Annotated in this window: 15 protein-coding genes; 9 read left to right on the top strand and 6 right to left on the bottom strand. The window is 70.2% G+C overall.

Annotated elements, in window-relative coordinates:
* Nucleotides 1–403: 403 nt before the first annotated feature.
* The 5 genes from ACZ6SQ_RS34130 (at nucleotide 404) to ACZ6SQ_RS34110 (ending at nucleotide 5,721) form a co-directional block, all read left to right on the top strand.
* Complete coding sequence (locus tag ACZ6SQ_RS34130; RefSeq protein ID WP_386377832.1) at nucleotides 404–2,635, top strand: RNA degradosome polyphosphate kinase; 2,232 nt, start codon at nucleotides 404–406, stop codon at nucleotides 2,633–2,635.
* A complete protein-coding gene (locus tag ACZ6SQ_RS34125) occupies nucleotides 2,616–3,698 on the top strand; it encodes a CHAD domain-containing protein (RefSeq protein WP_469569100.1) in 1,083 nt (360 codons plus the stop codon). Before ACZ6SQ_RS34130 ends, ACZ6SQ_RS34125 begins: the two co-directional genes overlap by 20 nt.
* A 26-nt stretch (nucleotides 3,699–3,724) precedes the next feature.
* A complete protein-coding gene (locus ACZ6SQ_RS34120; protein WP_469569098.1) occupies nucleotides 3,725–4,153 on the top strand; it encodes an NUDIX hydrolase in 429 nt (142 codons plus the stop codon).
* Between the two features lie 129 nt (nucleotides 4,154–4,282).
* On the top strand, nucleotides 4,283–4,699 hold the full coding sequence (locus tag ACZ6SQ_RS34115; RefSeq protein ID WP_469569096.1) for a peptidase inhibitor family I36 protein: 417 nt from the start codon (nucleotides 4,283–4,285) through the stop codon (nucleotides 4,697–4,699).
* Nucleotides 4,696–5,721, top strand: a complete 1,026-nt coding sequence (locus ACZ6SQ_RS34110; protein ID WP_469569094.1) for a hypothetical protein — start codon at nucleotides 4,696–4,698, stop codon at nucleotides 5,719–5,721. Before ACZ6SQ_RS34115 ends, ACZ6SQ_RS34110 begins: the two co-directional genes overlap by 4 nt.
* A gap of 1 nt (nucleotide 5,722) precedes the next feature.
* Here ACZ6SQ_RS34110 and ACZ6SQ_RS34105 read toward each other — a convergent pair whose 3' ends face one another.
* Complete coding sequence (locus tag ACZ6SQ_RS34105; protein ID WP_469569092.1) at nucleotides 5,723–5,896, bottom strand: hypothetical protein; 174 nt, start codon at nucleotides 5,894–5,896, stop codon at nucleotides 5,723–5,725.
* A gap of 145 nt (nucleotides 5,897–6,041) precedes the next feature.
* Between ACZ6SQ_RS34105 and ACZ6SQ_RS34100 the strand changes: the two genes are divergently transcribed.
* Both ACZ6SQ_RS34100 and ACZ6SQ_RS34095 read left to right on the top strand, forming a co-directional pair.
* Nucleotides 6,042–6,866, top strand: a complete 825-nt coding sequence (locus ACZ6SQ_RS34100; RefSeq protein WP_469569089.1) for an SCO4651 family lipoprotein — start codon at nucleotides 6,042–6,044, stop codon at nucleotides 6,864–6,866.
* Between the two features lie 99 nt (nucleotides 6,867–6,965).
* Entirely contained in the window at nucleotides 6,966–7,142 is a 177-nt protein-coding gene (locus ACZ6SQ_RS34095) for a hypothetical protein (protein WP_386377837.1), read from the top strand.
* A 39-nt stretch (nucleotides 7,143–7,181) separates the two neighbouring features.
* On the opposite strand, the gene ACZ6SQ_RS34090 is transcribed toward ACZ6SQ_RS34095, so the two are convergent.
* A complete protein-coding gene (locus tag ACZ6SQ_RS34090) occupies nucleotides 7,182–7,529 on the bottom strand; it encodes a metal-sensitive transcriptional regulator (RefSeq protein WP_469569087.1) in 348 nt (115 codons plus the stop codon).
* A gap of 233 nt (nucleotides 7,530–7,762) precedes the next feature.
* Here ACZ6SQ_RS34090 and ACZ6SQ_RS34085 point away from each other — a divergent pair, with 233 nt between their 5' ends.
* Nucleotides 7,763–8,383: a DUF47 domain-containing protein gene (locus ACZ6SQ_RS34085; RefSeq protein ID WP_469569084.1), complete on the top strand. Its 621-nt coding sequence runs from the start codon at nucleotides 7,763–7,765 to the stop codon at nucleotides 8,381–8,383.
* Nucleotides 8,384–8,392: 9 nt separating this feature from the next.
* Nucleotides 8,393–9,391, top strand: a complete 999-nt coding sequence (locus ACZ6SQ_RS34080) for an inorganic phosphate transporter (RefSeq protein ID WP_386377840.1) — start codon at nucleotides 8,393–8,395, stop codon at nucleotides 9,389–9,391.
* A gap of 568 nt (nucleotides 9,392–9,959) precedes the next feature.
* On the opposite strand, the gene pstB is transcribed toward ACZ6SQ_RS34080, so the two are convergent.
* From pstB to pstS, 4 genes are all read right to left on the bottom strand, one after another.
* Nucleotides 9,960–10,736: a phosphate ABC transporter ATP-binding protein PstB gene (gene pstB / locus ACZ6SQ_RS34075; protein ID WP_356688898.1), complete on the bottom strand. Its 777-nt coding sequence runs from the start codon at nucleotides 10,734–10,736 to the stop codon at nucleotides 9,960–9,962.
* A 73-nt stretch (nucleotides 10,737–10,809) separates the two neighbouring features.
* On the bottom strand, nucleotides 10,810–11,868 hold the full coding sequence (gene pstA, locus ACZ6SQ_RS34070) for a phosphate ABC transporter permease PstA (protein WP_469569080.1): 1,059 nt from the start codon (nucleotides 11,866–11,868) through the stop codon (nucleotides 10,810–10,812).
* Complete coding sequence (gene pstC, locus ACZ6SQ_RS34065; RefSeq protein WP_469569078.1) at nucleotides 11,865–12,872, bottom strand: phosphate ABC transporter permease subunit PstC; 1,008 nt, start codon at nucleotides 12,870–12,872, stop codon at nucleotides 11,865–11,867. The genes pstA and pstC overlap by 4 nt, the downstream gene beginning before the upstream one ends.
* Before the next feature lie 133 nt (nucleotides 12,873–13,005).
* A complete protein-coding gene (pstS, locus tag ACZ6SQ_RS34060; RefSeq protein ID WP_469569076.1) occupies nucleotides 13,006–14,136 on the bottom strand; it encodes a phosphate ABC transporter substrate-binding protein PstS in 1,131 nt (376 codons plus the stop codon).
* Nucleotides 14,137–14,484: the final 348 nt, after the last annotated feature.

Raw genomic sequence — 14,484 nt, 5'->3', positions numbered from 1 at the left:
ACCACACGCGAGGGCCCGTCGCCGTAACCCCGCCCGTCCGGCGTCGCCCGTCCGGCGTCCCCGGACCCACGGCAGCCGCCCGCGGCACCCGGCGGGCGGAAACCGGTCAAACGGGTCCTCGCCCGGACGGCGTACGCGCTTCGCGGGGGCGAAGAGGGGCCGCACGTACCTCCACCCGGCGTCCTGTACGCCGGGCGGCGGTACGCAGACGCCCGCGATCCGTTCCCCGCTATCCCGTACGCCATGTCGCCGTAACCATTGGTTCAGACGCTCTTGCGACGCTCGGCCAATGAACCCAGCCGCCGAGCCCGAGCACTCGCCGCACCCGTTCAGGGCCGCCGCCGCGCTCCCGCCCGCGTCGTCCGACGCGCCCGTATCGCTCATGGCGCGGAAGAATGGGTCCATGAGTCAGCAGAACGCCCAGGCAGAGGTCCAGCACGCACAGCCCCCCGTGGGCTCCATAGCCGCGCACCGCCCGCACACCGTGGCGGCCACGGTCTCCGATCTGGAACCCGACCTCGACGCGGATCTCGACGCGTACGAGGAGTCGCAGGACGACGGGGTCCAGCTGCCGCAGGGCCGGTTCCTGGACCGGGAGCGCAGCTGGCTCGCGTTCAACGAGCGGGTTCTGGAGCTCGCCGAGGACCCGAACACGCCCCTGCTGGAGCGTGCGAACTTCCTCGCGATCTTCGCCAGCAACCTCGACGAGTTCTTCATGGTCCGGGTGGCCGGTCTGAAGCGCCGTATCGCCACCGGCGTCGCCACCCGCTCCGCCTCCGGCCTGCAGCCCGGCCAGGTGCTGGAGATGATCTGGGCGCGCTCGCGCGAGCTCATGGCACGGCACGCCGCCTGCTTCCACGAGGACGTCGCCCCCGGACTGGCGGAGGAGGGCATCCACCTGGTCCGCTGGAGCGAGCTGACGGAGAAGGAGCAGGCCCGTCTGTTCACCCTGTTCCGGCACCAGATCTTCCCCGTGCTCACCCCGCTGGCCGTCGACCCGGCGCACCCCTTCCCGTACATCTCGGGCCTGTCGCTGAACCTGGCCGTCGTGGTGCGCAACCCGGTCAGCGGCCACAAGCACTTCGCCCGTGTGAAGGTGCCGCCGCTGCTCTCCCGCTTCCTGGAGTCCAGCCCCGGCCGCTACGTCCCCATCGAGGACGTCATCGGGGCGCATCTGGAAGAGCTGTTCCCCGGCATGGAGGTGCTGGAGCACCACGCCTTCCGCATCACCCGCAACGAGGACCTGGAGGTCGAGGAGGACGACGCCGAGAACCTCCTCCAGGCCCTGGAGAAGGAGCTCATGCGGCGCCGCTTCGGGCCGCCGGTGCGCCTGGAGGTCGAGGAGTCCATCGACCGCGAGGTCCTGGACCTGCTGGTGCGCGAGCTGAAGATCAGCGAGGCCGAGGTCTACCCGCTGCCCGGCCCGCTCGACCTGACCGGCCTGTTCCGCATCCACGGCCTGGACCGGCCGGAGCTGAAGTACCCCAAGTTCGTCGCCGGCACCCACCGCGACCTCGCCGAGGTGGAGTCGGCCTCCCCGCCGGACATCTTCGCCGCGCTGCGCAGCCGGGACGTGCTGCTGCACCACCCCTACGACTCGTTCTCCACGTCGGTGCAGGCCTTCCTGGAGCAGGCGGCCGAGGACCCCGACGTCCTCGCGATCAAGCAGACGCTGTACCGCACCTCCGGCGACTCCCCGATAGTCAACGCGCTCATCGACGCCGCCGAGGCAGGCAAGCAGGTCCTGGTCCTGGTCGAGATCAAGGCCCGCTTCGACGAGCACGCCAACATCAAGTGGGCGCGCAAGCTGGAGGAGGCCGGCTGCCACGTGGTCTACGGCCTGGTCGGCCTGAAGACGCACTGCAAGCTGTCGCTGGTGGTCCGCCAGGAGGGCGACACCCTGCGCCGCTACTGCCACGTCGGCACCGGCAACTACCACCCCAAGACTGCCCGCCTCTACGAGGACCTGGGCCTGCTGACGGCGGACCCGCAGGTCGGCGCGGACCTGTCGGACCTGTTCAACCGGCTCTCGGGCTACTCCCGCCGCGAGACCTACCGCAGGCTGCTCGTCGCGCCCAAGTCGCTGCGCGACGGCCTGATCTCGCGGATCAACAAGGAGGTCCAGCACCACCGTGCCGGACGTCCCGCGTACGTCCGCATCAAGGTCAACTCGATGGTCGACGAGGCCACCGTCGACGCGCTGTACCGGGCGTCCCAGGCGGGGGTGCCGGTCGACGTGTGGGTGCGTGGCATCTGCGCGCTGCGCCCCGGGGTCGCCGGACTGTCGGAGAACATCCGCGTCCGTTCGGTGCTCGGCCGTTTCCTGGAGCACTCGCGGGTCTTCGCCTTCGGCAACGGCGGCGAGCCCGAGGTGTGGATCGGCAGCGCCGACATGATGCACCGCAACCTCGACCGCCGTATCGAGGCCCTGGTCAGGGTCGTCGACCCGGCCCACCGCGCCGCGCTCAACCGGCTGCTGGAGACCGGCATGTCCGACACCACCGTCTCCTGGCACCTGGGCTCGGACGGCGAGTGGACCCGGCACGCGACGGACGCCGAGGGCCAGCCGCTGAGGAACGTCCAGGAGATGCTCATAGACGCCCGGAGGCGCCGGCGTGGCACAGCAACACCTTGAACCGACGGACCCCCTGGCCCGGCCGGTGACCGGAGAGGCCCTCGCGGACCATCTCCGGTCCCAGGCCACGGAGTTCCTGCGCGCCCTGCGCCAGCACCGGGAGACCGGCGTCGGCGGGGGCGCCCCCGCGCGGGCCCGGCCGAGCGTGGGGGACAGCGGCCCGCAGGAGTCCGTCGGAGCGGCGCGCTCGCTGCGCCGCTCCGCCCGCCGCATCAGCGCCAGCCTGCACACGTACCGTCCGCTGCTGGACGCCGACTGGTCGGAGGGCATGCGGCCCGAACTCGCCTGGCTGTCGGGCACTCTGGCGGCCGAGCACGCCTGCGCGGCCCGGCTGGAGCGGCTGCTGACCGCGCTGCACCGGCTGTCCGGCTCGGCGACGCTGCCCGCCCAGACGGCGGGCACCCCGGGCGGGGCGCCGCCGCCGCCGGAGCGCGGCAACCTGACCGTGGGCGCGGCGAAGGCGGGCGCGCTGCTCGACCGCCAGCTGACGCTGGCCCGCACCCGGGCGCACTCCACCGCGCTCCAGGCGCTCGGCAGCAGCCGTTTCCACGCGGTCGCCGACAAGGTCGCCGTACTGGCCAGCGAGGTGCCGCTGACCCCGGCGGCCCGGGACGCCGATCTGCGCACGCACGCGGCGGCCGCCGAGGAGCGGCTCTCCGACGCGATCGCCGGGCTGCCGCTGGTCACCGCGGGCAGCCCCTACAACGCCGAGGCGCTGATCCACGGCCTGTCCCCGGACCCGGCCCCGCATCCGCAGGACGGCCCCTGGCACCAGGTCCGCCTGCTGCTGCGCCTGCACCGGTACGCCCTGGAGGTGCTGCACGGACACGGCCGGGACGCCCCGGTGGACGTACGGCTGCTCACGGCCGGGCAGGCGCTGAACCGGCACCGGGACGCCTCGGAGGCGGCCGCCGCCGCGGCCCACGCGGCGCGCACCCCGCGCATCGCCCCGGCGACGGCGTACGCCCTCGGAGTGCTGCACGCCGACCAGCGCCATGAGGTGGAGGCGGCGCGTTTCGCGTTCCAGCAGTCCTGGCAGAAGCAGACGGTGAGCACGTCCTGAGCGCTGACGAGGGCGGTGAATCACGGGTGACACCCCAGACGACGAGCGCCACTCCGATCCAGGCGGCCGGCTGTGTGCTCTGGCGCCTCTCCCCGTTCGGCGGGGAGCTGGAGATCTGCCTGGTGCACCGGCCCAAGTACGACGACTGGTCCCATCCCAAGGGCAAGCTGAAGCGCGACGAGGACGCACTCACGGGAGCTCTGCGCGAGGTCGTGGAGGAGACGGGCTACACCGCCCGTCCGGGCGCCGAGCTCTCCACCCTCCACTACTTCGCCAACGGACGCCCCAAGCAGGTGCGTTACTGGGCGGCCGAGGCCACCGGCGGCGGCTTCGTGCCGAACCTCGAGGTGGACCGCATCCTCTGGCTCCCCCCGGCAACGGCCCGCGCCCGCCTGACCCAGCCACGCGACGGCGACCTCGTGGAGCAGCTGCTCCGCTCCTTCGAACGCCGGTAGCGGAAGGGTGAACGCCTGGGGAACGACCACGCTCCTGTGGCTCAAGTGACCGCCGAGCATGTTGATATGTGTGTGCACCACTGGCACGACCATCCAAGTCGACTGACTCACACAGGAGTTGCCAGAAATGTGCACTTCAAGAAGAGCGCTGCCGTAGTCCTGGCCGCCGCCGGAATCGCCACCGCGATCGGTGTCGCCCCCGCTGTCGCGCAGAACGACGGCCGCTGCACCACCAGTGTCAGCTCGAACCTGTTCGGCGAGCTGTGTCTGTACTACAACTCGGGGCTGGCCGGTTCGCACGCCGACTTCAACGTCCCGACCCGCGACCACGCCGGCTATGTCTTCACCTCCAGCGGCGCCGGTCAGGGCCAGGCCGTGAAGAACAACGCGGCCTCCGCGACCAACCTCGACACCGACTGCACCGCGAGCGTCTACTACAACAGCGGCTGGTCGGGCCCGGCCGACTACATCCCGGCCCGCTCCTCGGTGTCGCGCTTCGTCAACGTCTACAACGACAACGCCTCCAACCACTGGGAATGCCCGTGAGCCTGCGGCCGCGGGGGCGAGCAGTCGTCCCCGCGGCCGCGGCCGTGCTGACCCTGCTGACCGCCTGTAGCGGCCCCGGCGACGAGACCCCGCACACGCGGGCGGCCCGCCACACCGCCCCCGTCACCCGGGTCGAGCTGGCCGAGCCGCTGCTCGGCCGCCCCGTGGACCGGGCCCGGCTGCTGCCCTCGGAGCTGGCCGCGGTCGGCCGCGCGGAACTGATCACCCGCGCCGCCTGCATGCGCCGCTACGGCTTCGACTACCGCGTGGAGTTCACCCGCAGCCTGCACGCCACCGTCCCGGACCGGTCGTACGGCGTGATGAGCGACGAGCAGGCGCGCCGCTACGGCTACCACATGGCCCCGGACGTGGACCCGCGCGTGCCGGCCAACTCCCGCAAGGGCACCGACCTCGTCACCACCGACCGGCCGAGGACGGCCGAGGACCGGAGGATCCACAACCTGCTGCTGTACGGCGTCGGTTCGGACCAGGTCACCGAGGACGACGTCCGGCGCGGCGAGGGCGCGCAGCCGCTGCGCGAGGCCGAGGTGATCGGCGAGTTCCGCGACCGGCCCGTCCTGGAGGGCGGCTGCTACGAGGAGGCCCGATCCACCGTCGTCGGCGACGGCGGCAGCGAGCGCAACCCGGTCGCCATGGACATCTACCTCTCCGCCTTCCGCGCGGCCGAACGGGACCCCGCGGTGCGCGCGGTGGTCCGCGAGTGGTCGGCGTGCATGGCCCGCGAGGGGCACGCGTACGACTCCCCGCTCGACGCGGGCACCGATCTGCCCACGGCCCGGGCACCCGCCCCCGACGCCCGGGAGAAGAAGGTCGCGCGGGCGGACATGGCCTGCAAGCACGAGACCGGTCTGATCCGCGTCTGGTCGGCCGCGGAGGCGCGGTACGAGAGGGCGGCGATGGCCCGACGCCAGGACGACATCGCGGCGGAGACCGCCCGCAAGAAGCGGATGGTCGCCAACGCCCTGCGGATCATCGGCTCGAGCGAGGGCGCCGGCCGCTGACTCACAGAGCGGCCGCGTGGCCCTCCGCGTCCGTGCGGGCCAGGCTGCGGGCGCGGCGGGCGGGGCCGCGCCAGCCGCAGGTGCAACGGGCCACGCAGAACGGCCCCTGTTCGACGGTGGTCGTGCGGTGCTCGGCGTGGTCCTGAGTGGGCGCGAAGCGCTCCTGCTGCGTCACACGGACAACGGTACCCAGACCGGATGAACAGTGGGTTATGGCCTTCCCCGGCTCACCCCGCCGACCGCGTGACGGCACCCCCTACCCGTCGTTAACCGTCACGACAGGGGCCCGTGACGGACCTACGGCTGGGGGTCGGCAGACGATGGCGGAGAGGCAGCACGGCAGGGCGGGCGGAACGGTCGTGGCGGCGGGTCTGATGGCCTGCGTCTGCCTGTCCACCTCCGGCTGCGGAGACAGCGGCGAGGCCGCCGAGGACCCGGTGCACACGCTGCACGAGGCAGCCGACGCCCTGGTGGACGCCAAGAGCTCCCGGGCGCGTACGTCGATGGAGATGGCGACCGGCGGCACCCGGGTCACGATCCGCGGTGAGGGCGTGTACGACTACACCCGCCGGCTGGGCCGGCTGAAGGTGCTGCTGCCGCAGGACCCGGCGGGCCGCGTCGAGCACCGCCCCATCACCGAGCTGCTGGCGCCCGGGGCACTGTTCATGAAGAACCGGGGCGCGGGCGTCCCGGCCGACAAATGGGTGCGCGTGGAGACCGCGACCCTGTCCGACGGCAATCTGGTCACCGGCGGGGCGACCGACCCCTTCGCCGCGGCGGAGGTGCTGCGCGGGACGCGTACGGCGAGGTTCGTCGGCGTCACGGATCTCGCGGGCACCGAGGTCCGGCACTACACGGGCACGGCGGATCTGGAGGTGGCGGCGCGATCGGCGTCCGAGGGCGGCCGGGAGGCCCTCGCCGCGGCGGCGAAGGGGTTCGCCACGGCGGTCGTCCCCTTCGACGTGTTCCTCGACGAGGAGGGCCGGATCCGCAAGGTCAGACACCGTTTCAGCTTCGTCAACGGCCACCGGGAGAACACCGTCGCGGTCGCCTCGACGACCCTGCTGTACGACTTCGGAACCCCGGCCGACGTACGCCTGCCGGCCGACGAGGACATCTACGCGGGACGGATCGCGGAGGAGTAGAGAGCCGCCGGACCGGTATGAGAACTAGCCCGTCCGTGCCATGCGCGGGCCGTGGACGGCTCCCTACTCTAGAGAGTCGGTGACGGCGGAGGAGAGGTGATGCGTGTGGCTCCGGTCGGCGGTACGGCGGTGCAGGACCACGTGGCCCTCGCCGAGATCGAACTGTGCGGCGAGCTGATCATCGCCGCGTCGGCGGCCGACGAGGACCGGCTCAGCCTGGAGAGCATCGACGAGGTGCTGCGGGTGGCCGAACTGAGAGAGGGCACGGGCGGCTGAGAACAGCCGCCCGCCCCCGCGGACTCACGGCCCGGCGCGTCAGGTGCGCAGCATCCGCGCGATGGCCTTGGTGGCCTCCTCCACCTTCGCGTCGATCTCGTCGCCGCCCTTGAGGGCCGCGTCGGCGACGCAGTGCCGCAGGTGCTCGTCGAGCAGCTGGAGGGCGAAGGACTGGAGCGCCTTGGTGGAGGCGGACACCTGCGTGAGTATGTCGATGCAGTAGACGTCCTCGTCGACCATGCGCTGCAGGCCGCGGATCTGGCCCTCGATCCGGCGCAGCCGCTTGAGGTGCTCGTCCTTCTGCTTGTGGTAGCCGTGCACTCCGTGGTCGTGGTCGTCGGCCACGGCCTCGGCGGCCGCCTCTGCTCCGGCCTCGGTGGTCGTCATCACGGCCTCCCAATCAAGACGAGCTCCTCAGGTATATACCCCCGGCGGGTATATGATACCGAATTTCGTGGGTATGACGCCCTGTGGCCGACACCACCCCGAACAAGGCTTGCCCCGCCCACCTGCCGATAACTCTGCCTGATGGGCGACACTGGGGGACGGCCCGTTAGCCGTGGCCGAATGATGCGCCTAGCATCAGCCTGACCGAAACCGAAGCACCCCGAGGACCACACGTGCGCTTTCGTCTGACCCCCAGGGAGACGAGCTTCTACGACATGTTCGCCGCGTCCGCGGACAACATCGTCACGGGCTCGAAACTCCTGATGGAACTGCTCGGGGCGGACACCTCCGCCCGGGCTGAGATCGCGGAGCGTATGCGGGCAGCGGAACACGCCGGTGACGACGCCACACACGCGATCTTCCATCAGCTGAACTCCTCGTTCATCACGCCCTTCGACCGCGAGGACATCTACGCCCTCGCTTCGTCCCTCGACGACATCATGGACTTCATGGAGGAGGCCGTCGACCTGGTCGTCCTCTACAACGTCGAGGAACTGCCCAAGGGCGTCGAGCAGCAGATCGAGGTCCTGGCCCGCGCGGCCGAGCTGACGGCCGAGGCGATGCCCAACCTGCGCACGATGAACAACCTCACCGAGTACTGGATCGAGGTCAACCGGCTGGAGAACCAGGCCGACCAGATCCACCGCAAGCTGCTGGCCCACCTCTTCAACGGCAAGTACGACGCCATCGAGGTGCTCAAGCTCAAGCAGATCGTGGACGTCCTCGAAGAGGCGGCGGACGCATTCGAACACGTGGCGAACACGGTGGAGACCATCGCGGTCAAGGAGTCCTGAGACACGTCCATGGACACCTTCGCTCTGGTCGTGACCATCGGGGTCGCGCTCTTCTTCACGTACACCAACGGCTTCCACGACTCGGCGAACGCGATCGCGACGTCCGTCTCGACCCGGGCCCTGACCCCCCGCGCGGCGCTCGCCATGGCCGCCGTGATGAACCTCGCGGGTGCCTTCCTCGGCTCCGGCGTGGCCAAGACGGTCTCCGAGGGCCTGATCCAGACGCCCGAGGGCTCCAAGGGCATGGGCATCCTCTTCGCCGCCCTCACCGGCGCGATCACCTGGAACCTCATCACCTGGTACTTCGGTCTTCCCTCGTCCTCCTCGCACGCGCTGTTCGGCGGCATGGTCGGCGCGGCCCTGGCGGGCGGCACGACCGTCTACTGGAGCGGCGTCTTCGAGAAGGTCATCATCCCGATGTTCGTCTCCCCGCTGGTCGGCCTGCTGGCCGGTTACCTGGTGATGACGGCCATCATGTGGATCTTCCGCCGGGCCAACCCCCACAAGACCAAGCGCGGCTTCCGTATCGCCCAGACCGTCTCCGCGGCCGGTATGGCCCTCGGCCACGGCCTCCAGGACGCGCAGAAGACCATGGGCATCGTGGTGATGGCCCTCGTCATCGCCGACGTCGAGGACTACGGCGACCCGATCCCGGTCTGGGTCAAGATCGTCTGCGCCGTCATGCTCTCCCTGGGCACGTACGCCGGTGGCTGGCGCATCATGCGTACGCTCGGCCGCAAGATCATCGAGCTCGACCCCCCGCAGGGGTTCGCCGCGGAGACGACCGGCGCGTCGATCATGTTCACCACGGCCTTCCTCTTCAAGGCGCCCATCTCCACGACCCATGTCATCACCTCGGCGATCATGGGTGTCGGGGCGACGAAGCGGGTGAACGCGGTGCGCTGGGGTGTCGCCAAGAACATCGTCCTCGGCTGGTTCATCACCATGCCGGCAGCGGCCCTGGTCGCCGCGGCCGCCTTCGGCGTGGTCAACCTGGCCTTCCTCTGACCCCGCCCCACCCCCCACAGAGGGAACGTTTCTCCCCTACGCCCCCGGCCCACCAACCACCGCCGGGGGCGCCCCCATACCCCCGGCAGGGGGCCGCACGCAGCTGCGCCAGGAGGTACCCCCGGTGGGGGCTGAGGCAGGGGCGGTGCGCAACTCGGCGCTACGAGTTGCCTCCCCCAGAGGGGGGACCCCCAGCCCACCCGTGCCGCCCCTAGCGGCACGCATGCCCGCGGCCAGGGCGGCGCGCAGCCTGCGGCGGCAGACGCGGGCTGCGGGGAGCGGCCACGGCCCGGGGCGTCAGGCGCATACGGCGGGGAGGGGACGGGGCGGGGGGTGTCCGCCCGCAGCGACCGCCGTCAAACACCAGAACCCCCGTAGGAAACCGGATCGGCGGACCGAGGACGGACCCCCCCGACCCGGCCCCGCACACCCCACAAACCGCAGGCGCGACGCCAACCGTCACAGGCACGACCACAGCAACAAGAAACGGGCCCGCCCCCCGGGAGCCGGGGGGCGGGCCCTCTTCTACCTCACGGTGGCACCGCCATGCAGCACCGCGAGGGGTCTGTCAGCCGAACCGCCCGGAGATGTAGTCCTCGGTCGCCTGAACCGACGGGTTGGAGAAGATCCGCTCCGTGTCGTCGATCTCGATCAGCCGCCCGGGCTGCCCGACCGCCGCGAGGTTGAAGAACGCCGTACGGTCCGACACCCGCGCCGCCTGCTGCATGTTGTGCGTCACGATGACGATCGTGAAGCGCTCCTTCAGCTCACCGATCAGGTCCTCGATCGCCAGCGTCGAGATCGGGTCGAGCGCCGAGCACGGCTCGTCCATCAGCAGAACGTTCGGCTCCACCGCGATCGCCCGAGCGATGCACAGCCGCTGCTGCTGACCACCGGACAGCCCCGACCCCGGCTTCTGGAGCCGGTCCTTGACCTCGTTCCAGAGGTTCGCGCCCTTGAGCGACTTCTCGACGATGTCGCTCAGCTCGCTCTTCTTGTAGCTGCCGTTCAGCCGCAGCCCCGCCGCCACGTTGTCGTAGATCGACATCGTCGGGAACGGGTTCGGCCGCTGGAACACCATGCCGACCTCACGCCGCACGGACACCGGGTCGATACCCGTCCCGTAGAGGTCCTCGTCGTCGAGCAGCACCTTGCCCTCGACGCGGCCACCGGAGGTGACCTCGTGCATCCGGTTCAACGTGCGCAGGAACGTCGACTTGCCGCACCCGGACGGGCCGATGAAGGCCGTCACCGAGCGGGGCTCGACGGTCATCGAGATGTCCTCGATCGCCTTGTGGGAGCCGTAGTAGGCGGTCAGTCCGCTTACGTCGATTCGCTTGGCCATGTCTACTTCACTTCCAGAAATTCAGGCTCGGTCGCTGAGGGGGCCCCGCCCGGCGGAGCCGGAGATTGTCGCCTTAGCGACCGGTCTTCGGGGCCTTCCAGCGGGCAATGCCGCGGGCCACGAGATTCAGGATCATCACGAACGCGATCAGCGTCAGGGACGCCGCCCAGGCACGGTCGTACGCCGCCTCGGACTGGCTCTGCTGGTACTGCTGGTAGATGTACAGAGGCAGCGAGGCCTGTGCGCCCTCGAACGGGTTGTTGTTGATGAACGGGTTACCGAACACCAGCAGCAGCACCGGGGCGGTCTCACCGGCGATACGCGCGACGGACAGCATGATGCCGGTCGTGATGCCGCCGATCGCGGTCGGCAGGACGACCTTCAGGATGGTCCGCCACTTGGGCACTCCCAGCGCGAGGGACGCTTCCCGCAGCTCGTTCGGGACGAGCTTCAGCATCTCCTCGGTGGAGCGCACCACCACCGGCATCATCAGGATGGCCAGGGCGAGCGAGCCGGCGAAGCCGAAGGGCTGCATGTCCCACATCAGCATGAGGCTGAGGATGAACAGACCGGCGACGATCGACGGGATGCCCGTCATGACGTCGACGAAGAAGGTGACGGCACGGGCAAGCGCGCCCCGGCCGTACTCGACGAGGTAGATCGCGGTGAGGACACCGATCGGGGCGCCGATGGCGGTGGCGAGGGCGACCTGCTCCAGGCTGCCGATGATGGCGTGGTAGATACCGCCACCGGGCTCGCTGTCCGCGACGATGCCCATCGAGTGCGTCAGGAAGTAGACGTCGAGCACCTTGGTGCCGCGCTCGATGGTCGCCCAGATCAGCGACGCGAGGGGCACGATGGCGACGACGAAGGAGACCCACACCAGCGAGGTGGCGACACGGTCCTTCGCCTGGCGCTTGCCCTCGACCCGCGCGGCGATGCCGAACGTACCGAGGATGTAGAACAGCGCGGCGATCAGGCCCCACTGGATACGGCTCTCCAGGCCGGCGGCGAGGCCGATGCCCACGCCGAGGGCGACGGAACCGCCGATGATCGCCCAGGGGGTCCACTTCGGCAGGCTGGCACCGCGCAGGGTGCTGGTGCGCTTGGGTGCGACGGCTGCGTGGCTCATGCGTTGGCCCCCGAGTACTCCTTGCGGCGGGCGATGATCGCGCGGGCCGCGCCGTTGACCAGCAGGGTGATGACGAACAGCACCAGACCGGAGGCGATGAGCGCGTCACGGCCGAAGGGCGTCGCCTCGTTGAACTTGCTGGCGATGTTCTGGGCGAAGGTGCCGCCGCCCGGGTTGAGCAGGCTGGCCTCGATGGTGAAGCTCGGGGAGAGCACGGTCGCGACGGCCATGGTCTCGCCGAGGGCACGGCCGAGGCCGAGCATCGAGGCGGAGATCACGCCGGAGCGGCCGAAGGGCAGGACGGCCATCCGGATGACCTCCCAGCGCGTGGCGCCGAGGGCCAGGGCGGCCTCTTCGTGGATCTGCGGGACCTGCTTGAAGACCTCGCGGCTCACGTTGGTGATGATCGGAAGGATCATGATCGCGAGCAGGATGCCGACGGTGAGCATGGAGCGGGGAGCGCCGCCCTGCCACTCGAAGATGCCGGTCCAGCCGAAGTAGTCGTCCAGCCAGCCGTAGAGGCCGTCCATGTGCGGGACGAGGATCAGCGCACCCCACAGGCCGTACACGATCGACGGCACGGCGGCGAGCAGGTCGATCACGTAGGCGATGGGACCGCTCAGCTTGCGCGGGGCGTAGTGCGTGAGGAAGAGGGCGATGGCGACCGCGATCGGGACCGCGATGACCATGGCGATGATCGAGGACACCACCGTGCCGAACGCCAGTACGGCGATACCGAAGACCGGCGGGTTGAGGTTGGTGTTCCACTCGAACGTGGTCAGGAAGTCGCCCTCGTTGTCGCTGAGGGCGAGCGAGGCGCGATACGTCAGGAAGATCGCGATCGCGGCCATGATCGCAAGCAGCAGGATGCCGGACCCGCGGGAGAGCCCGAGGAAGATCCGGTCTCCGGGACGGGTGGCGCCACGTGCGTTGCGCTTCTGCTGCCTGGCGCCCGGCTGCGGGGCAGGGGGCGGCGCTTGAGTGCTCTTGGTGGTTATGTCCATCAGGTTCTCCGGTCTGCGGAGCCGTCCTCACGAGGGCGGCTCGGTGGAGCCGTACTCGTCGTGCGGCCCCTGGCGGCGGTGCACCGGACGGTGCGGTCCGGGCCCCGGACGGGGACCGGACCGCACCGGGGGATCAGCTCAGGCCGTCGATGGTCGTACGGACCTTGGCGATGATGTCGGCCGGGATCGGCGCGTAGTCGATGCCGGACAGGACGCCCTGGCCGTCCTCGCTGGCGATGTAGCGGAGGAAGGCCTTGGTGGCGGGCAGGGTGTCGGCCTTGTTGCCCTTGTCGCAGACGATCTCGTACGTGACCAGGGTGATCGGGTAGGCGCCGTCGGCCTTGGTGTTGTAGTTGATCTTCAGGGCGAGGTCCTGGCCCGTGCCGACGACCTCGGCGTCCGCGATGGCCTTGGTGGCGCTGTCCGAGGACGGGGCGACCGGCTCGGCGGCACCCGTGTCGATGGCGACGGTGGACATGTCCTTGGCGTAGGAGAGCTCCATGTAGCCGATGGCGCCGGAGTTCTGCTTCACCTGCTGGGCGACGCCCGCGGAGCCGGAGGCCGCCTGGCCGCCCTTGGCCTGCCAGGCCTTGCCGCCCTCGTACTTCCAGTTCTCCGGGGTGGCGGCGATGAAGTACTTGGTGAGGTTGTCCGTGGTGCCGGAGTCCTCGGAGCGGTGGAACGCCTGGATCTTCAGGTCGGGCAGCTTCGCGTCGGGGTTGAGCGCCGCGATGGCCTTGTCGTTCCAGTTGGTGATCTTGCTGTCGAAGATCTTCGCGAGGGTCGGCGCGTCCAGGACGAGGTTGTCGACACCCGGGACGTTGTAACCGACGGCGATCGGACCGCCGACCATCGGCAGGTCGATGCCCTGGCCGCCCTGGCAGATCTCCTTGGAGGCCGTGACCTCTTCCGGCTTCAGCGCGGAGTCGGAGCCGGCGAAGGCGACCTGGCCCTGGGTGAACGCGGTGACACCGGCGCCGGAGCCGCCGCCCTTGTAGTTGATCTGGACACCGGGGCAGGCCTGCGTGAAGGCCTTGACCCACGCGTCGATGGCGTTCTTCTGCGCGGACGAGCCGTCGGCCAGGAGCTGGCCCTTGGCGTCGTCGCACTTGACGTCACCGGCGGCGGCAGCGCTGGTGGCGGCGCCGGACTCGTTGGTCTTCTCACCCGTGTCGTCGGAACCGCACGCCGTGAGGGCCAGGGCGCTGGAGACGGCGAGAGCACCGAGGGTGAGGGCCCGCCGGTTCATGCGCTGAAGCTTCACTTTCGGAATTTCCTTCCAGGAGCCGCCGTCCTGATTCGGCGGCGTGCGAGGTCTGGCCGGCGGGAGTGCGATCGAGGCGCGCTCGTCACCGGGTAGGGCCGAAATTAGGCAGAAGAGGTGAAGCCGCCTATGGCCGGAAGTTAACGGGGGGTGAACCCCTGTGGTCGGTGCGGTTAGGTCACGGAATGCTTACGGGGAGAGCACGCAGAGGTCCCGGCGCGATCCGGCATCCCGGGGTCGCCAGATTCCCGGATCAGGGCAAAACGGACACTGGATGCCGACGCTACACCACGCTCCAAGACCAGGGGGAGGGGCTGTGCCTGAACCTCAGTCAGCGGGGGAACCCGG

It is taken from the genome of Streptomyces sp. NPDC048600 (genome assembly GCF_055587025.1).
This window is presented reverse-complemented; position numbering and strand designations above follow the sequence as displayed.